The organism is Leptospira alexanderi serovar Manhao 3 str. L 60 (genome assembly GCF_000243815.2).
GTDB lineage: Bacteria > Spirochaetota > Leptospiria > Leptospirales > Leptospiraceae > Leptospira > Leptospira alexanderi.
The window spans coordinates 175,001-200,000 of the sequence record NZ_AHMT02000015.1 but is presented as its reverse complement, the minus strand read 5'-3'; the positions used below and the strand labels follow the sequence as shown (position 1 = coordinate 200,000).

The following is a 25,000-nucleotide window of genomic DNA, read 5'->3' as shown; positions in this document are numbered from 1 at the left end:
TTTTTTTTAGAAAACGGTCCGAGGATAAAAAAAGAATTCTTTCCAAAGTTTTGGATCTTTCCGGTAAACATACCGTGTGGTTGCACGCGGCTTCCGTGGGAGAATTGGATCAGTGCAAAGCCCTAGCCCTTGAGTTTAGAAAATATGATCCGTCCGCATTTTTGATTCAATCTGTTTTTTCCGAAAGTGTTAGAGATTCTCAACTCGAAGCATTTCCCGCCGACGAAACCTTTCACCTTCCGATCGATTCTCCTTTTGGTTACAACTGGATTTTTTCCCTCTTTCATCCTAAGGTTCTTGTTTTAATGGCTTGGGACACTTGGCCGAATCTTATTCTTTCCGCAAAAAAATTCGGAACCAAAATCGTTTTGGGCTCTGCTGTGATTGGAAAGCGAAATAATGGAATCACAGGAAGTTTGACAAAGGCGGTTTTTAGCCATTTGGACGGTATTTTTCCTTCTCACGAATCCTTTTACGATACGTTCCGTTCCTTGGTTCCGGATACTATCCCGGTGAAGGTTTTAGGCGATACGAGATTCGATATCGTTCTGAAAAAAATCGAGGACAATCGGAAGATTTTCAAAAAACCGAAAAATTATAAATATTCTAAAATTATACTATTTGCATCCACTTACGAGCCTTGTGAAAAATTAATCGTCTCTCTCTACGAGTTCATTCGTTCTAAAAATCCGGATTTGTTATACGAAATCGCGTTTTGGATATTTCCTCACAAAACTTCCCCCGACCGGATAACTTCCATAGAATACAATCTTCAGAACGCGAATATCTCTTACCAAACCTGGACTTCCGTTCCTTTCGAAAATATGTCCGCTCAAACGATCATCTTTGATGTGTTAGGCGTTTTAGCTTTTGCGTATCAGGCTGCGGACTTCGCCTATGTAGGAGGCGCCCTTCATAATCGAGTCCACAACGTTTTGGAACCCGCAACCTTCGGTTTACCTTTGATGACGGGCCCTAAAATTTCCAATTCCCCCGAGGCTAAAATCTTAAATCAAACCGGAGGGTTGTTTATCGTGGAATCCCCGAAGGACATATTCGATATTTTGAACATTCCAAAAACAGAATTCGAAAAAATCCGAAAACACAACGCGGAATTCGTTCAGTCCGGTCGGGGCGCGGCGAAACGGTTGTTCGAGGAGATTATTAAATTATAATATATTTACGCTTCTTTCGGCTCTTTTTCTCTATCCGGGGGAATTCTCGAAAAAGAATCTTTCGAATGACGGGTCCAAAAAGAATGTAGCCGAAATTTGGAATCCTGTTTGACGGTTGTAACGAAGAATTTCCGCATTTCAAAAGCGTCAAACGAGGTTATTGTCGGAACGTGCGCGTCCGAAAAAGTAAGAAAGCGAAAGACTGCCTCATTTATTTTTCGTCGAGTCGTCGTTAAAATAACGTTACATACTCGAAACGGGACTTTGTCGTAATTATAGCGGTCTTTTCGTGACAGAAAACGAAAATTCGAGATAATTCATTATTTCCAAGAAGTGGTTTAAATCCAGTTGAATGGGTCAAGAAGTTATGATTGGGCGGCAGCCGGAGTTCCCAAAAAACGCACCGGGAAGCGACACATAGAGTCATCAAGCAGGTCTCGCAATTTTTTTACAAAAAGATCAATTATTCGAATTCGAAACTTCGTCGAATTTAGCTCTCTTTTGATAAACTGAATTGATATTTTAAATAGAAAGTCGTACACTTTAGATTCTTATAAATAAGGGAAATGGATCCATAGGAAGTTCGTTTCGGATTTAGGTCGTTTCATTTTTAAAACGAAAAGCGGTTCAACACAATGTTTCTTGATAAACGAATTCGATTTTTTTGCCTCTTTCTGGCTCTTTTATCTTCCGCAAACTGCCTCACTATGAAATTGCGTGAAGAGCAGCGTCGGACTTCTTTTTACGAATATGAACGACCGAATCTAGACGAAATTCGAATTCTACAGGACAAGGATCGTCCGATATTAGAGCTCTCTTATGTAAGGGAAAACGAAAGAAAGTTCAGCTATTATTGCGCGACTCCCTCCGATACGAACGATCAAAAAAAGGATACATATCTTTACGATGTTCAATTTCGTGAATTCGAACAAACATGTACATTCAAAAATGAACATTCGAATCAGCCAATTCGTATAGAAACGGCAGAAAGCAGATTGTTTCTTTACGATGTCGGAATAGTGATCAATGATCTTCCCTGGTGGGTCGATACAAATCTCACCATCTATCGCGGACCTCACATTAAGAAAAAAATTTCAGACATTCGAGAGGCTTGGACGGTAAAACAGTCTTATTTTGATTATAAGCTTTGTATCGCGGATTCAAAAAATAAAATTGTAGCTTTGGATTGTTCAAAACGGGAGCAAGACTTCGATCACTTTAAAATGCGACATGTCTGCATTCCGGCCGAATTCGATTGTTCGAAGCAACCGGATTCGAAATCACTTTCTCTTTCGGAAATTCCGAAATCTCCTCCAACCTATTTTAGTACTACACGAGGTTGGACTTACGCTAACTCTTCGCTTAAAAATTATGCGATTTGGTTATCCGAACCGCCGCCCACCCAGACAATTTCCCCGATTGTCCAAATCAAATTTGAGCCATCTTTTAAAACGTTTTCTCCTTGGAATGTGGTCGGCTATGGATTAACCTATCTGATGTATCCGTTTACGATCGTGATTGATGTTTTGGCTACGCCGTTCATAATTGCCTATTTCATTTATGACAATCCATTTAGGGATTTCGACGGATTTTTTTAGATTTACATTTTTTGAATATTTGCATACGGCAGGCATTCGTGTTTATGATTCTCGAATCGTTTATGGTTGCTCGTAAAGCGAACTATACGGAATATGCGTTTATCCCGTAGCTTCAATCCTTCGTTTCAAGATTCTCAAAACCGAATTTTGAATGTCCCTCATCAGAAAATTCCCAGAGAGACGCGTAAAAATTAAATCGGGTCGACAAACGGTATTTACTCCTCTCCTCAGCCGAAGGACAGCGGTTCGTTTTTCTTTGTGATTTAGAATTTCATTGTATTCTAATTCGTACTCTCCCTGTAAGGCGTCGAAATAAGCGTCTCCGGAAACGACGTGCGAGCCCAACATTGTGATGGGAATTAGATTCGGATCCGCCTTAATTTCGAACTTCAATCTTCGATCCGGATCCCTCTCCGTTACGGTTTCATAAAACAACGTGAGTTCGGCGTAATGAGAAAGATCTTGTACTCAAAACGCTAGATCACATATTAAACCGACTTCCAGCAAAAAAGGGTAAAATACGGATCTGACATCAATATTTTGTGCAATAAACGATTAATTGTACAAAACAAAAAATAAACTAGAACGGAAAAATACTTTAGTCCCGTGATAAGAAAAGAAACCGAAAATTCCAGTTAAGTCTGAATGAGGTAGCAACAATCGTGGTTTTTTTTCATCTTTCTCATTATAGAGAATTTAAAAATTTTTATTTGATAGAAATAAAAAAGAACCTGAAATCCGAATTTCTAAAAACGGTAAGTTACAATCGTTTTGTTGAGCTGACGTCGAATACGTTATCTGTTATAGCTTCGTTTCTATCCAATACTTGTATGGGAAAATGCTCCGGAATTTCTTTCATTGATTCTACGATTCTTTGGAGCATACGACAACGGAAGAATCCATTCTCATAAGAACCTGCCCAGCCACAGTTTTTTCTTATGAAAAAAACCGGGGCTCGGCAGAACCTTGCAGCTTGACGTTTTTGATAAAGTAGAATTAAGTTTTGGGACACACGATAAATTTTCCTTTTTAAGGAAAACTTTAGGATCTTTGAGTTCGCTTTTCGGAATCGCTTTCAATTTTACGGAACTTGTAAAAGATGAATATCCTCCTCTCGCTTTTTTCGTAAATCCCATCCGTTGTGTCCGGGCTCTGGAACCGCTTCGGGTATGGACCTTCTTTTACTTTCTTGCGAGAAAAAAATTCTATCCTCTTTGAATGAAGGAACGATCGGCACCGATTCCCTTTTGATTCCGATGAGTTATTGGAACCGACTGGACGCGTTTCAGAAAAAGGCCCTTTCCAAAAAACTTCCTTTTTTACTGAAGAGGTATACGAAGCACCTCGCGTCCCTGGATCGTCTTCATTGGAGAGCCGGGAAGATCAAATACAACTGGGGTGTGGGCGAATTGAAGAAGATGACGATTCATGTGAATTCCGGAGTTTGGGCGGTTTTGGGTGCTTTGGCGGCCGCGCACGGGGTTTCCAGGTGTTTTCTTTTTAATTATCTTCTTTGGTTGGAAGACGTTGGAGTCGGGGATTCTATTGTGAACACGATGAACCGGGGAGTTCCTCAGTTTCACGGGACTTACAAGATGACTTGGACCTTAAATCTACGAAAAAATCAAATTTCCAGGGCCTTATTCTTCGAACCGAACCCAATCACAAGCAAACATTTGTCCTCCTTACCAAAGCCAAACCTCTAAAAAATCGTCTCACTCAAGTTAAACGACAAAAATCTTGCCGTCAAAACGCGTGAGCGATCGAGGTGAAAATACTGCAATGCACCATTCAAAAACGGAGGAATAAAGACAAAAACGAAATCATTCATATATTCAAAAAGATTAAAATGGTGCTTTGCAGATTGAAACCGAGAGCGCGACCCGGCGAGTAAGACAAAGAAAAGTTTCGCCGGGGCACGCCCGCTTCAAGATGCGAGTGGTTAGTTGTTAGGGCTTAGAAGAAATTTTAACTTGGAAGAAAAATTTACCTTTTATAGGACGCTACATCTATTCACTATCCACTAAAATGCGGATGAGATTGCCTTTCGTCTTCAGAATCTATTTCTCAAGCGTGGCGCTCATGGAACCTTTGGAATTGGACATTCTCGGATCGGCTCCGTAAGTCAGAATTCTTTCTTGAACGTGTTCCGCGTGTTCAAATTCCCCCGAAAAAACTACGGTGCGTTTTTCCTGATCGACTTGAACCGCGTGCAAAAAGGCCCTCCTCGCTTTCAACGAAAAGGGCCTTAATTTTAGAAAACTCTAATTTATGGTTTCTTAATGAAAAAACTTAAAAATCAGCCCGCCTTGTTGAACGAAAAATTCCGCAAAAACGAGACTCGTGATCGCCATCAGTTTGATCAGGATGTTGATTGAGGGTCCGGAAGTATCCTTGAACGGATCTCCTACCGTATCTCCAACGACCGCCGCTTTGTGTTGATCGGAACCTTTACCACCGGCTTTTTTTTCGATGTATTTCTTTGCGTTGTCCCAACCTCCGCCGGAATTCGCCGCAGAGATAGCAAGAACCACTCCCGCGACCAACGCGCCCGCAAGAACACCCGCAAGAGTTTTCACTCCGAAAAGATACCCGACAAGGATCGGAGTCATAAGAACAAGTAATCCGGGAAGAATCATTTCCCTGAGCGCTGCCGTAGTGGAAATGTCCACACAACGTTTGTAATCCGGTTTATTTTTTCCTTCCATAATTCCCGGAATTTCACGGAATTGTTTACGAACTTCTTCCACCATGTCAACCGCAGCCTTACCTACGGATTTCATTGTCATAGCAGTGAATAAAAAAGGAAGCATTGCCCCGAACATCAAACCTCCAAACACTTCCGCGTTCAGAACCTCTAGACTGATCGTATGCGTCCTTGTGATAAACGCGGCAAAAAGTGCAAGAGAAGTAAGCGCTGCGGAACCGATCGCAAAACCCTTACCGATCGCCGCAGTCGTATTTCCCGCCGCATCCAGAGTATCGGTTCTATCCCGAACCTCTTTTCCGAGTTCAGCCATTTCAGCAATCCCACCCGCGTTATCCGACACCGGCCCGTAAGCGTCGATCGTTAAACCGATCGCAATCGTGGAAATCATCCCGAGAGCTGCGATCGCAATTCCATACATCCCCGCGAGAAGGTTCGCAGTTACGATGGTAATTACGAGTAAAATCACCGGAATTACGGAAGAATGGTATCCGAGAGATAGTCCATAGATGATATTCGTCGCCGCTCCGGTGTTAGACGCTTCCGCGACCTCCCTTACGGGTTTGTAAGAATGAGAAGTATAATACTCGGTTACGATCCCTATAAACATTCCGGAAAAAAGTCCGACGATCATGGATATATATACATCCCACTTGGTAATCGTTTTCCCTGCGATTTCAAAAGAATCCACCATAAATGTATTCGTTACGAAATACATGATCCCCGCGACAAGTAAGGTGGAAACCCAGAGCTGAACTTTCAACGCGGATTCTACGTTTCCACCTTCCTTAACTCTCGCAAGAAAACTGGTTAAAAGAGAAGCGGGAATTCCAAAAGCGGAAATCAGAAGCGGATAGAGAAGAGCGTCCACGGACCCGGAAAGAGCCGAGGCAGTAGCACCGATCACAAGCGCCGCACAAGTCGCTTCCGCACAAGAACCGAACAAGTCGGCTCCCATTCCGGCTACGTCCCCCACGTTGTCTCCCACATTATCCGCAATCGTAGCGGGATTTCTTGGATCGTCTTCGGGAATTCCTTTTTCTACCTTACCGACCAAGTCCGCTCCTACGTCCGCAGCCTTTGTGTAAATTCCACCGCCTACTCGGGCAAATAACGCCACCGCGGAACCGCCTAAACCGAAACCGGCTAAGGATTCCATAAGGAAGTGTTTTTCTATCGTAGGATACATTCCCGTAAAAACGAGAAAGAGGACGATCATCCCAAGGATCGCAAGTCCTACGAGTCCGAATCCCATCACCGCTCCGGAGTCAAAAGCGACTCGGAAAGCCCTGGAAAGGGATGTTTTTGCCGCTTCCGCCGTTCTTACGTTTCCTGCGGTTGCGATTTTCATTCCGATAAAACCGGAAAGACAAGAAATCACGGCCCCTGCAACAAAAGCAATCGCTGTATGAACTCCGTCATTAAACCCTTCGGTGGCAGGATTGTCCAAAAGAAGAACGATTAGGACTGCCATAAAGGCGATGAATACGGAAATAACCTTGTATTCCCGGACGAGGAAAGCCATAGCCCCTTCGGAAATGGCGGAAGATATTTCTAAAAGTTTTTTCGTTTCTTTCTCGTTACCGCCCGCAGCGCCCACTTTAATGGTGGTAACTTTTAGGGCATAAACTACCGCAGTGACGATCGCCAAAATAGACATGGCGATAATAATCGTAACTGAATTCATTCAGTGAAACCTCTTGTTTTTTTTCAATGTTCCGATGTTTAAAAAGATGGGAAGAATTCTACCGAACAGACTGGCTGGGAGACTGCTATCCACTTGGTTCTTTTTTGTACTTTGCACAGGTTATTCAACGCTCTATGGGAATTCAACCTTTTCTTATTCGGAGCTCCTCCGACAGGCCCGGGAAGAATTGAATCAGCTCCGATACGATAAAGCCCTTCAGAGACTCCAAATCGCCGACTCCCTCGGAAATAAAAGAACCGGCGCTTATTACGAAATCGAAGGAAGAGCCTGGATCGGTAAGGGAGATCTAACAACTGCAATGGAAAGTTTCGAGAAAAGTATCGCCCTAGATCCGGAAAATTTTTCCTTGATGGACGAAATTTCTGCAGGCTACGAAGAACTTAAGAAACCGACAAAAGCTTACCAGTTTGCAAGACTCAGCCTTTCTAAAAATCCTGAGAATCCGCCACTTCGGTACAAAGTACTGATTCTAAGTTCTAAGCTCGGGAATTTAGGATATTACAATGAAACCTTGAACTGGATCCGTGAAAAAAATCCTTACAAAGAAGACCTATCCGCAATCGAAGCGGAAGTAAATGCTTCGTACGAATTCGGAAGAATTGACGAAACAATTTCTAAATGTAAAAAATTTCTTCTCCACTTCCCGGACAATCCCTTCCTTCATAAAACTCTTCTCTTATCCTTAAAGAAAAAAAAGTCCTCCAACTTGGAGCAGTTTCTTTTGGATCGAGCAGCGATTTTTAGAAATGAACCGATCTTCGCCTATCAGGCCGCACTTGAATTTTTGCAAAATCGAAGGTTTAACGATTCTCTCGCAATGTCTAGAAGAGCGTTTTACCTAAGCCTCAAAAAAAACGGAAACTGCGAAAAAGAAATCCTTTACCCTCTTCATAGAATTTACCGACAGCAAGGATCAGTCACTGACGTTCAGGCAATTGAAATCCTTCAGGAAATCGTGGAAAGCGAACGCAAAATCAATCAAGAATTCTTAGATGCAAAACTCAAACAAACCGGTTTTAATCGGGAGCTTTTGCTTTTTTCCCTTTTTTATCTCCAGAGAAACCCTACTCAGGATTCCAACTTCAAAGCGGAGGAATGGAAATCCCACTTTGCAAAGATCCGAAAACAAAAAGAGGAAGAAGACCTTTCTAAAATCGTTTCCCCATTTGCATACGACTCGGAAGAATCCTCTTTTTTATTTGAAAGATAAAATGAACGTGAGTTCGTGGAGAAAACTGGGGCGAATAAACTCTATTTCGCTCTCTACGGGTCACTTTCTTTCTCAACTTCGTTGAGAGCCGCTCACGACACTCCGCTGCTCGCTGGCTATTTCGCTCCCTACGGGGCGCGAAATAGGCGGGAAAACTCCGGTGGTTTTTCTCTATCAGAAAATCATGCTTTTTGCAAGTAAAAAGCCTCATTCTCGTCGGAACACTTGCGTTTTATTGTATGTAAAGTTCTATCCACTAAAATCTAAACCCTAATCACTGACACGTCGGAACACTTGCGTTTTATTGTATGTAAAGTTCTATCCACTAAAATCTAAACCCTAATCACTAATACGTCTGAACACTTGCATTTTATTATACATAAAGTTCTATCCACTAAAATCTAAACCCTAATCACTGACACGTCTGAACACTTGCATTTTATTGTATGTAAAGTCCTAACTCCTAAACCCTATCCACTAACCCCTTGAAAAATATCAGCTTTTGATTCTTATGATCCCAAAAGCCTTCTTAATTTGTGGGGTAAGGTTATGGTAGAGAACAGTGTCACTTTAGTTTTTTGGCCGGACCGCGCTTTCTGCTCTGATCAACAAATTGAAGGATCATCTGAAAAACGTAATTCTTTTGCCATTCCAATTTGTTGATCTTAAACAGACCCATAGGGAGTGTTTTGCTGAGTTTCCATCTTCAATCGCTTTCGCATTGATATTTACGTTAGATTAGGTCTTACTCATCCCTACATAATAGAGTGTCCAAAATTCTGCGTCTAAACGCGTGATTTGTGCTCAAATTATAACGATATTCTATTTTATAGGGATCAGTAAAAGACACTTTCTTGTTAAAAAAATCAAAATTTATTTTATCCTAGTGATTCTCTATTTACAAAAACATCACTGTTATTAGTTTGGGCACCTCCGGATGTTACTCAAGATTTAGTTGTGAGGAACGTTCGAGATTATTAAAAAAGGAATCCAGGAGAAAAATGAAACTCAAATCCTTACTTTTCATTTGCTTCACAACAATCTGGGCGGTTCAGTGTACAGGCACGAATATTATGTATGCTTATGGCCTTAAACCAAATACCAACCCAACCAAAGACTATGGAGTCGGTGCCCCGATAATCATTAAAGGGGGATTAATTGTGCATGACGGTGTAATTCCAGGCCAAATTGGAGACAATGCAGAAAATACTTCTATAGGAAAAGCGTGTTCTAAAAGCATTCTATGGCTTGTATCTTTCGGGAATTCTTCCATCGAAGCGGCAAAAGCGGACGGTAAGATTACAAAAGTTGCCAGTATAGAATACGAACAATTGGGAGTTTTGTCCGGTGTTATCTATCATAAATTTTGTACAGTCGTAACCGGCTCTAACGCAACTACGGAAACAAAAACGGATGCAAAATCTGCAGCCGGAAAGAAAAAATAAGGAAAACGGATCATCATGAAAAAAATCATCATCCTGACTCTAGTCGCCCTCGGCTTTTCGGTATTCTTATCGAATTGTGCAACCGGTCCCCAACAAGGTTTCATCGTAACAGTTACGACCTTCCCAGGGGAAATCAACCGTTCCAACGAAGTTCCTACTGCTAAAAAAGCGGAAGGTTGTGCTCACAACGTCCTTAACCTGGTAACCTGGGGAGATGCAGCCGCAGGCCAAATCGCATTGGACAATAAAATTTCCAGAATCGCAAACATAGACCATTCTACTTTTTCGGTTCTGGGCCATGTCTATAGCAACTATTGCACCATCGTAAGTGGGGAATAATAAAAATGAAAAAATTAATCAGTCTGATTGTAATCTCTCTAACGGCGTTTGTCGTTTCCAACTGTGCGACGAGTATTTTTCCAGCGTTGATTTTCAACTCTTCCAGCTACCACGTATCCGGAACCCCGACTGGAGGTCCGACAGATGCAAAAATTCTAAAAAGCGGAAAGTCTTGTAACCACTACTCGCTTTTTTTGCTTTGGACTTATTATTCCGGCGGGGAAGGAAGTATTGCAGAAGCCATGAAAGACGGCCAAATCACAAAGGTGGCGGTCGTAGACAAAAACACTTTTGGAATTTTAGGACCGATTTTCTCAAGAGAATGCGTCGTGGTTTACGGAGAATAAAAAAACAACTTAAAAGTAGTTTTTTAATCTTCTCAAAAAACAAATTCTATCAAACATTGAGTATGTATCTTGCCCCAGAGCGGAAATCATATTCAATGTTTTCATCTTTTACTCCTTTCCCATTCGAAAAAATTCTTTCAATCGATTCCTCTCCCAATTCGTTCGCATCCTACAAGGATCCAAATTTTTAGCTTTTGATAGAACCTAAAAAATACTTTCTTAACGTGAGTTCGTGGAGAAAATGAGAAAGAATTCTCTAAAAGTAGGAGTTCCTACAATTTTAGAATTGTTCGTAAAATCGTGATTTGTGGTAGTTCCCACATTTTAAGAATAGATTTACAAAATTCAGATTCCAACTTCTTTCAGAAAAATGAATCATGGATTCTTACGACCCTGCTCACGTTAATTAAGACTTCGGCTTCCGCAACCAAATACTTTGCGGAATTGTTCAATCCACCACGATAGTCGGGCACGGAAGAGCGGTTAGAAAGAAACCCTAATAGAAGAGCCGTTACCAACAATAAAACTAGTATTTTTTTCAAAAGATACTCCCTTTCGTTTTAGCAAAACTAAAAATCTCAGAAATAAGAAATAACTTTAATTTCAAAAACTTCCCCTTCTTTCAATAAAAGAATTAATTTGAACTAATAATCTTTATTATAATTTACTAAATTCATTTTATTAATTTTCAAATAAAACTTTTATTTTTTAAACAGAACTAAAATAATTTTTAAAATTTTGTCCGAGTTACTACTCGGACGTATGAAAATAGTACCAAGAATTAACGAGCGATTTTTGCAGAAATATAGAAGTCCTCACAAAATTGCGCCGAATTCAGAATTGTTGGCTTTTTTAAAGAAGATCTAACATTCTAACTTTTGAAACAAACTTATTACAGTATTCTTTTTATGCGTCCGAGTTAAAACCCTTTTGGGATATAAGATCACTTTCGAAAAACGTTAACCAACTTATCAATTTTTAAAGCTATCATTCAAATGATAATCCGCACATACTTCGAAAACGATTTCAAAATCAGGCAATTTCTTCGTTCATCCTTTCTTTTTATAAAGAAAAATACTTTACCGCATTCCGCATAATAAACAGAATTCAAATACAAGTAATTTCCATGAAATCTCGTTCTATCGTTTTACTTGCTTACTTGTGTCTGTGTTTCTCTGCCGCAACCTGTTCCTCTGGTCATATCTCAATTCAGCCCGTTCTTTCCGGAGAGGAAAAAATACTTGGAAGAGTCAAGGGGACCGCCTGTGGGTTTTTAGGCGTTCTTATACCTTGGTATTATTTCATTCCGATTCAACAAAATTCTAAAATAGAAAGGGCGTATTCAGACGCGATTCAACAAATCCCAGGAACTAAATCGATTAAAAATATTACGATCGAAGAAACTTGGTTTTGGGCAATCGTGGGAATCACTCAATGTATGACAATTTCAGGGGATGCCGTTCGATGAATCTAAAGATTATCGGAATCATTTTACTGTTTACGTTTTCCTGCTTTTCCCAACCACTCATCATATCGGAAGATAAAAATAGAAAACCAAGTTCCAACTTTATCACCTATCCGGCCTACGCAAAAGAATGCGGGTTTCTTTTACTCATGTTCATTCCGATCGGAGTTAACGACCGTTTTGTAAACGCATATTCAAAAATCGTCAAACAAGCAAAAGGTGGAATCCTTTCTCAGATCACACTTCAAGAATCCTGGTATTACGGCTTTATCGGAACGGGATACTGTACGACAATTACAGCCATGGTCACCAAAGGGGATGATAAATGAAAAAGCACAGAAAATTAATCTTTTATAATATTCAAAATATAAAAATATGCTTGGTATTGTCCAAAAGTTCGTTCCATCTTTTTATTATCCCCTTATTCCTTTTTTCCTTCATAAGTTGTATAGCAATCCGGGTCTACATTCCCCGAAAAGGAGGCATCGCGTACGACGTAGGCAACTTAGACACGATCCCGCACCTCGCAGTTCCGAATCCGAATCTTAATTTTGAAATCCTCGAATCTCCGACACTCAAGAATGAAACGTTCGCAATTCGAAAACCGTCCCTTTTCTTTCTTGCACCCGAAAAATTGGAAAACGAATACGGCTCCGTAGGAACCGTGATTGCAAGGGAATTGGATCGAAACAGAAACGATTATAAAACTGATCAAAAGTATAAAATTTATATCAAAGACTTCGAGCTCAAGACGATAGACCATTGTTTTTTCGGAAGCGAAACGGAAGTAAAACTAAATATTGAGGTCGTAAACCTCACAAAAAAAGAAAACGTTTTAGATTTTCAATACGTAGATTCTATCGCTTCGAACGTGACCGATTGTCATTTCACTTTGGCTACGACTACGGTTTTGGGATGGTTGATTTATCTACCCTACTTAGGGTTCCGGGGAAATCGAGAGGATCAACTCAATCAACTCGGGAAAACGGCTTTATTAGAATTTTCTGAAAAGCTAAAAATTACTTTAGAACAATCTTCTAAACCAGTTTCTCTCAGAAATCACTAGGATATCTTTTAAGTTTATGAATTCGACCTTAAAGTTCTTGAGCGCTTTTCTTCTTCTTGGATCACTATTTCTTTCGATCGGATGCACCTATTCCGTAGAGAAAAAATACATATATGCAAAACCGTATTATCCAAACCAAAACTATTTCAATGAAGAAAACCCCCAATTTGAAGAAGGAAAACCGTATTGGCTTTTGGATTTTTTAGGAAATATTTTCGGAGTCTTATCCAAACTGATTCTCTGGAACAAAAAAATGAACAACCATCGTTTATCCGAAGAAACGAAGAATTACCTAAAGGATTATATCAATGAAAATAATCTTCAAGATGTAAAAGTCCGCTTTAATCAATATGCCCCGATAGACGATCTTGTGCAGCTTTGGAGATCGGATAACGTTCATCCGATTCTAAAATACACTTTTGGAATCATCAATTGGTTATTCGGAGTTATTATTCCAGGAAGACTTTTTGCAGGACTCTTTACAGGCGATCACTACAATCCATATTCAAATACGATCAATCTCTACAGCGACATTCCATCGGTTGTTCTTCACGAGGGCGGGCATGCAAAAGACTTTGCACTCAGAAAACACAGATCTTTTTATAGCCTTGCCTATTCGGTTCCGATTTTCGGTCCATTGTATGCCGAGGCGCGCGCTTCGGAAGATGCTTTGGGATATCTAAGACACAAATGCGATCTGAAAAATGAATTGATAGCCTATAGAACGTTATATCCCGCCTATGCGACGTACTCGGCGGGACCGATTTTAAGTTCCACTGGTAAACTGATCGGCCTGACGGCTTCGATTCCAGGTCATATCATCGGCTATAGAAAAGAGAAAAAAGTCGAAAAGGAGGAGATTCCCGAGTGCAAGCTCGCGGAAGAAATGGCAAAATAAAAACTTCTATTGTACGCTCCCGATTCGAATGAACCCGATCATACTTTGATTCTTAGGACTATTTTTTAAATAACGTGAGTTTTACGTAAAAAAATCAGAGTCTATCTCAAATGCGGAAATTCTCATGAAATCAAAAACGCTATCACTATCTCGACTTTCACAAATCAATGCAGAAACCATAGCTGCAAAAAAATCGTTTAAAACCGTAAAGAGACGTAATTTACGTCGAACCCACGTTATTTTAAGTCTTCAATCAATTATCTAATCGTAAATCGTTTGATGGGAGTTTTAATTATTCGTAAGATAGGCGCAGACAAATTGTCTCGTTCCCAAAAATCTATCTCAAAGATAGGTTACCGCAGGAATTATCTTCCATTTGTGAGAATATTTGAAAAATTGAATCTCATTAGAATATAGATCCAAAAGAGCTCGAAGAAGAAAAACGAAATCTATAAAAAGAAGTTTTAAATACAAAATTATAACTTGCCAACTAACGCAAAAAACTATCCGAATGACGCATACTTGAATTTGACTGATCCATTTTTGTCTTAAAAACTCGAAGAATATTTTAAGTAGATCGATTATTTTTAGAAACAGCGACAATCATTTGATAAATAAGACTACGAGTTTCCAGTGGAATTTCATCATAAAATGAAATTAACGTATCTTCCGCTTTATCATTTGAGATTTTATTCCATAGATAATCGCGCTTTTTCATTTTTTTGACGGTTCCGGAATTTTCGTTAAGAGATGAGTTTACTTCAGGACTTCCCTGCCCTTTAATTAACCAAAGACCCGAAATACCGTGCGTTTTTTCTATATCCGCCGCAAGTTTATCTAACAAAGGACGTTTATCGTTGCAAATATAGCTGATATAGTTTTGAGATTTACCTATCGAGGTCGCAAAGTCTTCATCATTCATCGCTAATATGTTTTTGACTGCATAGCGAAGCCGTTTTCCCGGCGAGGAAAAGTCTATATTTGTCAAAGGAATTGTAATAATTTTATTTGCCATATATTCTACGTTAATTCAATTTTGAATTAGAGATCCCTTTTTATAAATTTACTAAAATATCTAACTTATACCCCTTTTATTACAACCTTAAAAATGGATTTAATGAACGGAAATATAAGTTTTTTGCAGAATTTATAAATAAATATTAAGTCTTCGAGTCATATCAAATTAGCATAAATTGTAAAATCCATATCTGTCCAATTCCCCGGAGTATGAATTTGATTATTTTGTTTTCCAACAACAAAATTAAGAAAAGTCCAAGTCTACTAACTAAAATTGAAATGGTTTTTTAGAGTATTCCTTTCTGGTTAGTACTCTTAGAGAATGAGCCAAATACTGCAGGGAAAAGTATCCAGAATATTTCAAAAAACAGCTTATAATGTCGTAAACTGAATTTTGTGATGAAGTAAAGAAATTTCGAGATTTTTTTAATCATTCGCTTCGATTTCCTCAAACGGAACTCTTATCAAATAAAAATTCGATCTCCTTTCTGATATCTGTAGATGTTAACCTAACATGAGTTTGACGGTAAAAAAAGAAAAATAATATTAAAAATACTAGTTCCGCATAAAATCAAACCTTCGCCAAAAAGAAACTCAGTATAAGAACTTGTCCCAAAAGAAACTAAAGCATCTCACTTCCTGAATGCCGCCCCATAAGAAGTCATTCGCTGAGTTTCCCGGGGGGACAGGTTCTTGCAGCTTGACGTTTTTGATAAAGCAGAAAAATTAATGCGTCGCTCTCTAACATAACCAACCACACAAATTAAGAAGGCTTTTTGGATCATAAGGATCAAAAACTGATATTTTTCAAGTGTTCCGACGTGTCAGTGATTAGGGGTTAGATTTTAGTGGATAGGACTTTACATACATATAATAAAACGCAAGTGTTCCGACGTGTTAGTGATTAGATTTTAGTGGATAGAACATTACATACAATAAAATGCAAGTGTTCGACGAGAATGAGGCTTTTTACTTGCGAGAAGTATGATTTTGTGGTAAAGAAAAACCTCCCGAGTTTTCCCTCCTCCTCTCCCCCACCACCCAAAATCAGGGAAACTCAGGCACAACGCTTCCTGAACTCAGCAAACACCTTCCTATGGGTCGGTGTTTAGGGCGCGAAAGGTATAACTCAGCAGAACGCTTCCTGAACTCAGCAAACACCTTCCTATGGGTCGGTGTTTAGGGCGCGTTCTGGGGCCGACTTTTCACAGAGGATTGTCGTAATTCCGACAGATTTATCTTCGGATCCAAGTATTTGTGGGTAACGTTATGGCTCTCTAAGGATCGCAGTTTTCGGGACACGCTGTAAATCGAAGTCGATATTTTTCTAGACGATTTTCATACACAATAAAAAATCAACTCCGAAGTAAATCTATTGGGCCCGGTAATTCGAAAAAGAAATCGGAAAAATTATTTTGCATCTCGCAAATTCGACCATAGTGTAACAAACATCCTTATACTACTTGATCTCTAAGGTTTCGATTCCCGACTCGGTGAAAATCTCCTCATACTTTGAAATGAAAGGAGCCTCTTTCTCTATTCTTTCCTCAATTGCCATTCCTTTAATTTCAGGTTCGCTATAAGTTCTTATAAAATCCCTTACCGCAAGTCTCTGAATGAGTTCATCCCAAAAGATACTGTCCTGATATTCGGTAATAAGATCGGAAATGTCCGTTTTTTCTTCGAATTCTCTGGTAAGATAATGAAGTTCTTCTTCGTTATCATACGCTACCAAATGGGAAACTTCCAAAGCCTTTGCATAAGATAAAACTTGTTGCTCCATGTCCTCGAAGGCATCGTACGAATCCAATCTATCCGTAGCAGGTTCCTCTTCATCCAGAATGGAATGGTATAAAAAGCGAGTGATCGCCAAAGATTTAAGAAGAGCTTCGTATTGTTTCCGAGTAAGTTCTATGTTCATTGCAATTCCCATTTCAGAAGGGAAGGTTAGAATTGCCAAATCTATTTCTCTATAAATTTGATCGAATATCGATTATATTCGATCAAAATGTTTGATTTTAAAGTAAGAATATAGATTTTAAATCGATAAAAGTTTAAGTTGAATGTGCACGAATCCACAGACATATTCCCTTTTCATTCTATCGCTTTTGGAAAATTATTTTTCGCGGCAAAAAATCTTCTAAAACTGAAAAAGAAAAATCCCGGCTTCTTACTTTTACACACTTTCTTTTCTGACTGAGTTGTTATAAACAGTATCCCAAAAAACGGATCCGCGCCAAAATTTACGGTACCTAACAATCAAAATCAGTTGCCCATCTCACTACCGCTTTCTCATTTCGCGATAATACGAATGTCGAGTCTAACCCAAGCCTAAAATTGCCATTTTATCCAAGGCGAACAAAACGGCTTTAGAGCAAATGATTGTAATTTAAAGAAGTTTTCAAGAAACCCGGAAAACAAAAACAATTCCGGCAGATTATCTATGAGCAATGATGTCTCTCCTGGCAGATAAAATATAAAATTAATTTATTTAAATATATCAATTCCCTAATATAATCCCGGAACAAGGCGGCATCTTGAATTGTTCAAATTCGTTGCGCTCAAAAGGAACGGTGGAAAAGAAATATTTTCCGCAATCCGTTGGATTAGAAAAAAATCTGATCTTTTTCCCGAAATTAAAAACGACTAGTTTACGTTCCTTCTCAAATTCTCTCAAATAGACCAGCATATCTTTCGGAACGTTTTCTTCGATCAATCTCAAAGACCCTTCCTTTAAGGCTCGGCTTTTATTTCGAAGACGGAGAACGTTCCTGTACGTATTCAAGAGAGAGTCCCTATCCTCCGATTCGATCAAAACGTTTCTTTCCCGATAATTTCCATGAACTCGAATCCAGGGAGTTGCCTTCTTACTTGTAAAACCCGCATTCGGAGTATCATCCCATTGCATAGGAGATCTTGCCCTATCCCGAATGATAACATCCGCAAGTCCCAACAGCTCGGAAAACGAATCGCCCAACCAACGATAAATTCTCGCGAGGGGATCCTGAGCTTCCGTCAACTTAATCGTCTCGTTGGTCATGCCGATCTCTTCCCCGTAGTAAGTGACCGGAACTCCCCTTGCGGTAAATTGAAACAAGGCGACCAATTTTCCTTTTTCAAGATTGTTATTGATCTTCATCATATAACGTCTTTGATCGTGATTCCCAAAAACGTATGTGGGTATACTCGGATACGGATACACTTCTTCCATCTTTTTGATGATTCCCTTAAAAAAGTTCATTTTGAACTTTAACAACAGGGTTTCGAACAAAAAGATGAGATTCAAACCATCTTTTTTTTCGCCTAAGTAGCGTTTGATGATATGATCGTCTCCGGCAACTTCTCCGACCGCAAAACGATCTCCGTCGAACTCGTCCAAAACGGCCCTTAGTTCCTTTGCAAATACGAAGTTATCCGGATGATTTACCGTATGAACCCTACTCTGAAAATAACCGTCGTGATCGTTTTCCGAGACTATGTATTTAAATCGAAACGGATTGTCCCGAAAGTGTTTATCTTTATAGATCGCGTGAAAGATATCTAAACGAAAACCGTCCACTCCTTTCTTAAGCCAAAAACGCAAAACGTCAAACATCGCCTTTTTAACTTCGGGATTGTAATAATTCAAATCCGGTTGAAACTCTAAAAAGCTCGCAAGATACCATTGATCGGTATTGGGATCGTAATGCCAAGCTTTGGGAGTAACGAACGAACTCCAATTATTAGGAGGTTTATTCTTCCCTCTTCCGTCTCTCCAGATATACCAATCCCTTTTAGGATTATCGCGGTTAGAACGGGATTGTCGAAACCAATCGTGTTCGATAGAAGTGTGATTCATCACCATATCAAAAATGATTTTCATTCCGCGTTTATGGATTTCTTTTATTAGTTTTTCTGCATCTTTAATGGTTCCGTATTCGGGAGCGATCGAATAATAGTCGCTAACGTCGTAACCGTGATCCATCTGAGGACTTTTATATAAAGGGGATACCCAGATGGTTTCAAACCCAAGATCATAAAGATAATCCAACTTCGAAATGATGCCCGGAATGTCTCCGATTCCGTCTTGATTACTATCCGCGAAGGAACGAGGATAAATCTGATAAATCGTGGTCTTTTGCCACCACTTATCGATTGGATAGGGGGAGTTTTTTTTGGAAATTGTTTTTTTCGCAGTCATGTCTCTTCGGCTTTATGGAATCTAAAATATTGGAATGAAGGTTGTCAATCCTTACAAACCGAATTCGCTTCAACATAAGATATGGATTTGTAGTATTCAAACCCATCCTGAATCCCGTTTCGATTTTTACAAAAGTTTATTCTTAATTATTCGGACAAATCGTTTATTTTAGAATTTTCAAAACATCCCGCGTCTACAATCTGGATTCATGAAGGCGACCTTTTCCTACGACTCGGAAACCGTCCGCAAAGTATTGGGATTCACATCGGATACTTGGTTTTATAGGGAATCGTTGATTACGACTGTTACGACCGCTTCCACCGAGGCGGAAAAAGGTTCTCTTTTCGTTCCTCTCCGAGGGAATCGGGACGGACACGAATTTATCGGAGACGCACTTTCTCGCGGAGCGAGTTATTTTTTAGTCGAAGAAGACCATCCGATTCGAAAGAACTTCAATTCCCAAGAGCAGTCTAAAGAAATTCCTGTAAAGAACACGTTAGTTGCTCTTGGGAAACTCGCCGCCTTCCACAGATCGCGTTTTAATCCGATCGTAATTGCAGTTACCGGATCCAGCGGAAAAACCACGACGAAGGAAGTTTTAGGAAGCTGTTTAAAAAATCTCGAAGAACCCATATTGGTCGTCACTGAAAAGAATTACAATAACGAAATCGGACTTCCGTTCACTCTGTTTCGGATTTCCGATCGAACTCGAATCGTAGTATGCGAACTCGGAATGAATCATAAAGGGGAAATTGCAAGACTCGCTCAAATTGCAAAACCGGATCTCGCTCTAATTACTACAATCGGAACCGCACACATAGAATTTTTAGGAAGTCAAAAAAACATCGCAAAAGCGAAGGCGGAAGTGGCCGAGGGCTTGGTAAAGGGAGGAAAACTCTTTTATCCAAATACGGGAGAATATTCTAAAATACTAAAAAGAAAACTCCGCCGACACGGAGGCGGATTGATTCTTGTAAAACCGGATCATATATTCTCCGTTCTTCGGAAAAGACCTTCCGGATTCTTATTGGAATACAAGGGCAAAGAAATTGAATGGAATCTACCCGGATATAAACTTCTAGAAAATTTAGCGATCGCAATCGCCTGTTTAGAAACGGTCGGAGTTCCTACGGAATGGATTCGAGAAGGGATCTCCGCGTTCAAATCCGCCGATAAAAGACTGGATTTACAAAAAGGGAAATACTCCGTAATCAACGACACGTACAATGCGAATTACGAATCGATGCTTTCATCCTTGGAAGTTGCCGATCAACTCGCGGATGGAAAAGAATTTTACGTAGTTTTAGGAGATATGAAAGAATTGGGAAAACATTCCCAAAAGTTCCATAAGGAACTCGGAAAAAAGTGTTCCGAATTCCAGAATCTAAAAGGACTTTTTACGTTTGGAACCGACTCTCTTTGGATTCGGGAAGAATTTGTTAAACGAACAACCCTTCCCAGATTTTCCGAACATTTTGCCGGAACTGACGAAGGACTTGTAAAACTCGTTCGGAAATTTTCGCAAACGGTTCCGGAAGGTTCCATCGTTTTAGCGAAAGCTTCACGCGGAATTCGATTGGAGCGCTTCGTAGATTCCCTTCCTGTTTAATACTTGCAAACACTACAATCGAAAGAAACATCTTCAACAGGAGAAAAGACTTGAGCGCAAAAGTGGCAATCATCATGGGAAGTCATTCCGATTGGGAGACGATGAGAGAAACGGAATCGGTCTTAAAAGAATTCGGCGTATCCTTCCACAAAGAAATCGTATCCGCGCATAGATCTCCCGAGTATATGTTAGAATTTTCTAAATCGGCAAAACAAAACGGTTATTCCGTAATCATCGCAGGGGCCGGGGGAGCCGCTCATCTTCCCGGAATGGTCGCTTCGATGACCACGCTTCCAGTCCTCGGAGTTCCCGTACAAAGCAAAACGTTAAACGGCTTAGACAGTCTTCTTTCCATTGTTCAAATGCCGGGAGGCGTTCCTGTCGGAACTCTTGCAATCGGGACCACCGGTGCAAAGAATGCAGGTCTGCTCGCGATAAGAATCCTTTCCCTTCAAGATTCTAAACTTTCCGAAAAACTCGAGCAATATCGAAATCAAATTCGAGAGGATGCTCTTTCAAAAAACAAGGACCTCTTGTGAAAGATAACGATGTTTTAGCTCCAGGTTCGAGGCTTGGGGTAATGGGGTCCGGACAACTCGCGAGAATGTTTTGTTTGGAAGCGATTCCTTTTGGATACGAGATTTCCGTTTATTCTCCCGAAAAAAATTCTCCCGCCGCGGGAGCCGGGGCAAAATCGCACGTATCTGCATACGAGGACGAAGAAGCGTTGGTCTTTTTTTTGAAAAGTATAGACGCTCTTACATTCGAATTTGAGAATATTCCAGAAATTGCACTTTCTACGATAGATAAATTTTCAAAACAAACCGGACTCAAAGTTCGTCCTTCCCCAAGTTGTATTCGAATCGCGCAAAACCGATGGAAGGAAAAAACCTCTTTTCGAAAAGCGGGAATCCCAACGGTAAACTTTTATCCGGTTTTTACGGAAAAAGACAAACTTTCCGTTCTTTCCAACGTGAAATTTCCCTGCATACTCAAGACGAACACGATGGGTTACGACGGAAAAGGACAAATCCAATGTAAGACCAAGGAGGAACTCTCCTCTGCGCTTTCCGTTTTAAAAGAACTCAATCATATCGTGGAGGAATTATTTCCGTTTACCGCGGAAGCTTCCGTAATTTTAGCGAGATTTGAAAACGGAAAAATCCTGAACTTTCGTCCTTCTAGAAACGTTCATAAAAATCAGATCTTAGATCTCACGTTTTATCCAGGAAATTTTTCGGAAAAGATAGAAACCGAACTCGTAAACTACTCTAAAAAATTGGCGGAAACGATCGACTATGTGGGAGTTTTCGGAATTGAATTCTTCATCAAAAACGAGGAAGTTCTTTGCAACGAATTCGCTCCAAGACCACATAACTCCGGGCATTTCAGTCAAAATTCGGGAACCCTTTCTCAATTTTCCCTTCAATTGAGAACTCTTTGCAATTTACCTTCTCCGAATACGATTCCGGCAAAGTCGATTACGATGAAGAACATTCTGGGAGAGGACTACAAACCAGATTCTCCGCTTTGGAATAATACATTAGAAAATCCTTATTATCATCTCCACCTTTACGGAAAAACCGAAGCTCTCAACGAAAGAAAGATGGGGCACTGGAATTATTCTGGTCCTAATCCTGAATCCGCTTTTTCAAGCTGGAATTAATTTTCCAAATCAATTACTCAAAGATCCCAGATCCTGAAATACGAAATCATTTTTAAATCGGCAAAAGAGATAAAAGGAACGAAATTACTATCCTCATCATATTCGAGTTCAATATCATCTCTACTTCGATCGGTTGACAGAGAGTCTTTCGGTTTTAAGATCGACCTCATGAAAATTACAGACGACGTTTTTAAGAATGCACTTTCACACTTTCCGTCCGGCGTTACCGTTATTACATATTCTCATCTTGGAAAACACGGCGGTCTAACCGTTAGCAGTTTCAGTTCTCTTTCACTCAATCCTCCCCTTGTTTTATTTTGTCTTCAGAAGAACATAAGCAGCCACGATCCGATTTACGATTCCGGTAAATTTATCGTGAACATTTTGGCGCAGGGGCAGGATTCCCTTTCAAATCAATTTGCCTCGGGAAAAACCGATAAACACACTCTCATTGAAGAACTTAAATGTAAAACGGGAGAGTTGGGAATTCCTATTTTGCCCGGAATTCTTTCTTATATGGAATGTGAGGTGGAACAATTTGTGAGCGGAGGAGATCACTCTATCGTAATTGGAAAAGTAATTTCCGCCGGATCGGAAGACAGTTTGAGGCCTTTGTTGTATTACAGAAGGAACTATTATTCCATTTAGGCGAGGATTCCTTTTATTACCGATCTCTACATAAAGGAGTATCGCCAATTTTAGCACAAATCCCCGTTTAGACGCAGAATTTTGGACACTCTATTATGTAGGGATGAGTATTAAAGAATAAAAAAACTCTTTAGAAAAAGATCAACTTTCTTTTGTCGATTTCGATTTTAAACATGATTACAAAAGCCCATAGGCGCTCATCTTCGAAAAAACGTAGAATGTCATATTTCAAGTTGGACTTTATCCAATTCTTTTCCGGATGATTCAATTCATGTTGAAGCAACAGGGGTGCACAAAAACGAACAACCTAAAAAGGGGTAAAAGCGGCACATCATAGACCTTTTTAAAAAAGAATCACAAATTATACGTTCGGCTTACCAATTGAGAAATATTGAAATCCTTTCGTTTTCATCAGTTCAGGAGAATATTGATTCCTTCCGTCGAAGATGACCTGATTTTTCAAAAGGTTCTTGACCTTTGAAAAATCAGGTTCTCTGAATTCTCTCCATTCGGTTAGGAGTAACAAAGCATCCGCACCATTCAAAGCGGAATATGCGTCAGTCGCATATTCCACTTTTCCTTCAAAATAAACTTTTGAGGTTTCTTTCGAGACCGGATCGTAAACGCGTAATTTTACGTTTTTATCATATAATTTCAGAAGTAGGGGAATTGAAGGAGCCTCTCTCATATCGTCAGTACCGGGTTTGAAAGAAAGTCCCCAAACCGCGAAGATCATTCCGGAAAGGTTCGATTCTCCGTAGAACTTTACGATTTTCTCATAGAGTCTGAGTTTCTGAGTTTCGTTGACCTCTTCCACTTTACGGATGATCCGAAGAGGAGAACCCTCGTCTTCAGACGTTTTGATCAAAGCGCGAACGTCCTTAGGAAAACAAGAACCGCCATACCCGATTCCAGCGTATAAAAACTGTCTCCCGATTCTAGAGTCGGTTCCCATCCCTTTACGAACGTCCTCGTAATTTCCTCCGACAACCTCACAAAGGTTTGCGATTTCGTTGGCAAAAGAAATCTTAGTCGCAAGAAACGCGTTACACGCGTATTTCGTAAGTTCCGCTGAAACGACTCCCATTCTTAAAATAGGATTTCCGTTGAGGACGAAAGGAGCATAAAGTTGTGCGATCAAATCTCCGGCTTTTTGGGTTTCGGAACCAATCACGACTCTTTCGGGACGCATGAAATCGTCGATCGCCGCGCCCTCTTTCAAAAATTCCGGATTAGAAACTACGTCAAATTCTTCCTTGGTTTCATTTGCAATAATCGCTTTCACTTGGGCCGCAGTTCCGACCGGCACAGTAGATTTGTCTACAATAACCTTGTATCCGTTCATGGACTTACCAATTTCTTTTGCCACCGCAAAAACGGCAGAAAGATCGGAAGAACCGTCCGGTAAAGTGGGAGTTCCTACAGCGATAAAAATGATATCCGACTTCTGCACTCCCTCGTGCAGAGAAGTGGTAAACTCGAGTCTTTTTTCCTTCCAATTGGTCAAGACCAACTCGGAAAGTCCAGGTTCATAAATAGGAATAATACCTTTTTTAAGATTTGCGATTTTTACTTCGTCTTTATCTACACAAATCACATGATTTCCATATTCCGCAAAACAAGCACCCGCGACAAGACCTACATATCCGCTTCCAACCACACAAACTTTCATATTGAGAACCAGAATTCCGACCTTTCCAGGTTGAGAAAGAAAAATAAATCAGAAAGAAGTGTCTTTTTTGAACCTACTTTGTACCGGAAGCCAAGCAACCCCTTCAAATTTAGGCAAATTTAAACGTTCCAACTCGAAGGAAAGAATTCCGTCTTTCCAGAGATAACTATTTTCAACATGACTATCTCCTTCGTGTAAGGCGATGCCGAGAGAGTATTTGCCTGCAGAAAAATTCAAGGGAAGTCGGAAA

Annotated in this window: 23 protein-coding genes and 2 pseudogenes (2 of these 25 cut by a window edge); 16 read left to right on the top strand and 9 right to left on the bottom strand. The window is 40.0% G+C overall.

From position 1 onward, the window contains the following. Together LEP1GSC062_RS04805 and LEP1GSC062_RS04800 are read left to right on the top strand one after the other, a co-directional pair. A protein-coding gene (locus LEP1GSC062_RS04805; protein ID WP_010578458.1) for a 3-deoxy-D-manno-octulosonic acid transferase crosses the window boundary here: on the top strand, window positions 1-1,175 show its 3' portion. 82 nt of this gene lie to the left of the window's left edge; 1,175 of the gene's 1,257 nt are visible here — the last part of the coding sequence; its start codon lies off the left edge, out of view; the stop codon is at window positions 1,173-1,175. A gap of 635 nt (window positions 1,176-1,810) precedes the next feature. Further along, on the top strand, window positions 1,811-2,773 hold the full coding sequence (locus LEP1GSC062_RS04800) for a hypothetical protein (protein WP_010578459.1): 963 nt from the start codon (window positions 1,811-1,813) through the stop codon (window positions 2,771-2,773). A 99-nt stretch (window positions 2,774-2,872) separates the two neighbouring features. Here LEP1GSC062_RS04800 and LEP1GSC062_RS04795 read toward each other — a convergent pair whose 3' ends face one another. Next, window positions 2,873-3,166, bottom strand: a complete 294-nt coding sequence (locus tag LEP1GSC062_RS04795) for a hypothetical protein (RefSeq protein ID WP_425268425.1) — start codon at window positions 3,164-3,166, stop codon at window positions 2,873-2,875. 133 nt (window positions 3,167-3,299) lie between these two features. Between LEP1GSC062_RS04795 and LEP1GSC062_RS04790 the strand changes: the two are divergent. Together LEP1GSC062_RS04790 and LEP1GSC062_RS04780 are read left to right on the top strand one after the other, a co-directional pair. Continuing rightward, a pseudogene (locus LEP1GSC062_RS04790) lies at window positions 3,300-3,685 on the top strand (transposase family protein); the annotation flags it as partial. Window positions 3,686-3,942: 257 nt separating this feature from the next. After that, complete coding sequence (locus LEP1GSC062_RS04780) at window positions 3,943-4,479, top strand: DUF1564 domain-containing protein (protein WP_020983476.1); 537 nt, start codon at window positions 3,943-3,945, stop codon at window positions 4,477-4,479. A 354-nt stretch (window positions 4,480-4,833) separates the two neighbouring features. Here the strand turns inward: LEP1GSC062_RS04780 and LEP1GSC062_RS04775 are convergent, their stop codons facing one another. Together LEP1GSC062_RS04775 and LEP1GSC062_RS04770 are read right to left on the bottom strand one after the other, a co-directional pair. Further along, window positions 4,834-4,989: a putative signal peptide gene (locus tag LEP1GSC062_RS04775; RefSeq protein WP_010578463.1), complete on the bottom strand. Its 156-nt coding sequence runs from the start codon at window positions 4,987-4,989 to the stop codon at window positions 4,834-4,836. 63 nt (window positions 4,990-5,052) lie between these two features. Continuing rightward, the gene (locus LEP1GSC062_RS04770) at window positions 5,053-7,167 is read right to left on the bottom strand and encodes a sodium-translocating pyrophosphatase (protein ID WP_078125115.1); all 2,115 of its coding nucleotides are present in this window, start codon (window positions 7,165-7,167) and stop codon (window positions 5,053-5,055) included. A 13-nt stretch (window positions 7,168-7,180) separates the two neighbouring features. Here LEP1GSC062_RS04770 and LEP1GSC062_RS04765 point away from each other — a divergent pair, with 13 nt between their 5' ends. From LEP1GSC062_RS04765 to LEP1GSC062_RS04750, 4 genes are all read left to right on the top strand, one after another. Then, a complete protein-coding gene (locus LEP1GSC062_RS04765) occupies window positions 7,181-8,398 on the top strand; it encodes a tetratricopeptide repeat protein (RefSeq protein WP_020983474.1) in 1,218 nt (405 codons plus the stop codon). A 1,001-nt stretch (window positions 8,399-9,399) separates the two neighbouring features. Beyond that, a complete protein-coding gene (gene lsa14 / locus LEP1GSC062_RS04760; RefSeq protein WP_010578465.1) occupies window positions 9,400-9,843 on the top strand; it encodes an adhesin Lsa14 in 444 nt (147 codons plus the stop codon). Between the two features lie 15 nt (window positions 9,844-9,858). Then, window positions 9,859-10,182 carry a TRL-like family protein gene (locus tag LEP1GSC062_RS04755; RefSeq protein WP_010578467.1) on the top strand — a complete coding sequence of 108 codons (324 nt, stop codon included), beginning with the start codon at window positions 9,859-9,861 and terminating at the stop codon, window positions 10,180-10,182. Between the two features lie 5 nt (window positions 10,183-10,187). After that, window positions 10,188-10,529: a TRL domain-containing protein gene (locus LEP1GSC062_RS04750; protein WP_010578468.1), complete on the top strand. Its 342-nt coding sequence runs from the start codon at window positions 10,188-10,190 to the stop codon at window positions 10,527-10,529. 404 nt (window positions 10,530-10,933) lie between these two features. Here the strand turns inward: LEP1GSC062_RS04750 and LEP1GSC062_RS21080 are convergent. After that, window positions 10,934-11,136 (bottom strand): annotated as a pseudogene (locus LEP1GSC062_RS21080) (hypothetical protein); the annotation flags it as partial. A 519-nt stretch (window positions 11,137-11,655) separates the two neighbouring features. On the opposite strand from LEP1GSC062_RS21080, the gene LEP1GSC062_RS24230 reads away from it, so the two are divergent. Genes LEP1GSC062_RS24230 through LEP1GSC062_RS04730 form a run of 4 tightly spaced genes read left to right on the top strand, consistent with a single transcriptional unit; the run spans window position 11,656 to window position 13,958 of the window. Continuing rightward, window positions 11,656-11,997 carry a hypothetical protein gene (locus LEP1GSC062_RS24230; RefSeq protein WP_020983512.1) on the top strand — a complete coding sequence of 114 codons (342 nt, stop codon included), beginning with the start codon at window positions 11,656-11,658 and terminating at the stop codon, window positions 11,995-11,997. Further along, window positions 11,994-12,323: a hypothetical protein gene (locus LEP1GSC062_RS04740; RefSeq protein ID WP_010578470.1), complete on the top strand. Its 330-nt coding sequence runs from the start codon at window positions 11,994-11,996 to the stop codon at window positions 12,321-12,323. The genes LEP1GSC062_RS24230 and LEP1GSC062_RS04740 overlap by 4 nt, the downstream gene beginning before the upstream one ends. Further along, the gene (locus LEP1GSC062_RS04735) at window positions 12,320-13,060 is read left to right on the top strand and encodes a hypothetical protein (RefSeq protein ID WP_010578471.1); all 741 of its coding nucleotides are present in this window, start codon (window positions 12,320-12,322) and stop codon (window positions 13,058-13,060) included. Before LEP1GSC062_RS04740 ends, LEP1GSC062_RS04735 begins: the two co-directional genes overlap by 4 nt. 16 nt (window positions 13,061-13,076) lie before the next feature. Then, entirely contained in the window at window positions 13,077-13,958 is an 882-nt protein-coding gene (locus tag LEP1GSC062_RS04730) for a hypothetical protein (RefSeq protein WP_010578472.1), read from the top strand. Window positions 13,959-14,526: 568 nt separating this feature from the next. On the opposite strand, the gene LEP1GSC062_RS04720 is transcribed toward LEP1GSC062_RS04730, so the two are convergent. The 3 genes from LEP1GSC062_RS04720 to LEP1GSC062_RS04710 all read right to left on the bottom strand — a co-directional run bounded on the left by LEP1GSC062_RS04720 (window position 14,527) and on the right by LEP1GSC062_RS04710 (window position 19,155). Beyond that, a complete protein-coding gene (locus tag LEP1GSC062_RS04720) occupies window positions 14,527-14,973 on the bottom strand; it encodes a helix-turn-helix transcriptional regulator (RefSeq protein ID WP_010578473.1) in 447 nt (148 codons plus the stop codon). Window positions 14,974-16,434: 1,461 nt separating this feature from the next. Continuing rightward, complete coding sequence (locus LEP1GSC062_RS04715) at window positions 16,435-16,896, bottom strand: hypothetical protein (protein WP_139356666.1); 462 nt, start codon at window positions 16,894-16,896, stop codon at window positions 16,435-16,437. A 579-nt stretch (window positions 16,897-17,475) separates the two neighbouring features. Continuing rightward, entirely contained in the window at window positions 17,476-19,155 is a 1,680-nt protein-coding gene (locus LEP1GSC062_RS04710) for a glycoside hydrolase family 13 protein (protein WP_020983519.1), read from the bottom strand. Window positions 19,156-19,363: 208 nt separating this feature from the next. Between LEP1GSC062_RS04710 and LEP1GSC062_RS04705 the strand changes: the two genes are divergently transcribed. From LEP1GSC062_RS04705 to LEP1GSC062_RS04690, 4 genes are all read left to right on the top strand, one after another. Beyond that, window positions 19,364-20,764 (top strand): UDP-N-acetylmuramoyl-tripeptide--D-alanyl-D-alanine ligase, encoded by a 1,401-nt coding sequence (locus tag LEP1GSC062_RS04705; protein ID WP_020983475.1) that lies wholly within the window; start codon window positions 19,364-19,366, stop codon window positions 20,762-20,764. 50 nt (window positions 20,765-20,814) lie between these two features. Next, window positions 20,815-21,303: a 5-(carboxyamino)imidazole ribonucleotide mutase gene (gene purE, locus LEP1GSC062_RS04700; protein ID WP_010578477.1), complete on the top strand. Its 489-nt coding sequence runs from the start codon at window positions 20,815-20,817 to the stop codon at window positions 21,301-21,303. Beyond that, window positions 21,300-22,430: a 5-(carboxyamino)imidazole ribonucleotide synthase gene (locus LEP1GSC062_RS04695; protein ID WP_020983565.1), complete on the top strand. Its 1,131-nt coding sequence runs from the start codon at window positions 21,300-21,302 to the stop codon at window positions 22,428-22,430. Before purE ends, LEP1GSC062_RS04695 begins: the two co-directional genes overlap by 4 nt. A gap of 168 nt (window positions 22,431-22,598) precedes the next feature. Next, window positions 22,599-23,078 carry a flavin reductase family protein gene (locus LEP1GSC062_RS04690; RefSeq protein ID WP_010578479.1) on the top strand — a complete coding sequence of 160 codons (480 nt, stop codon included), beginning with the start codon at window positions 22,599-22,601 and terminating at the stop codon, window positions 23,076-23,078. Window positions 23,079-23,439: 361 nt separating this feature from the next. Here LEP1GSC062_RS04690 and LEP1GSC062_RS04685 read toward each other — a convergent pair whose 3' ends face one another. Together LEP1GSC062_RS04685 and LEP1GSC062_RS04680 are read right to left on the bottom strand one after the other, a co-directional pair. Beyond that, a complete protein-coding gene (locus LEP1GSC062_RS04685; protein WP_010578480.1) occupies window positions 23,440-24,750 on the bottom strand; it encodes a UDP-glucose dehydrogenase family protein in 1,311 nt (436 codons plus the stop codon). Window positions 24,751-24,798: 48 nt separating this feature from the next. Then, window positions 24,799-25,000, bottom strand: the final stretch of a protein-coding gene (locus LEP1GSC062_RS04680) for an ABC transporter ATP-binding protein (protein ID WP_010578481.1). The gene runs 1,085 nt beyond the window's last position; 202 of the gene's 1,287 nt are visible here — the last part of the coding sequence; its start codon lies off the right edge, out of view — the gene reads right to left on this strand; it ends in the stop codon at window positions 24,799-24,801.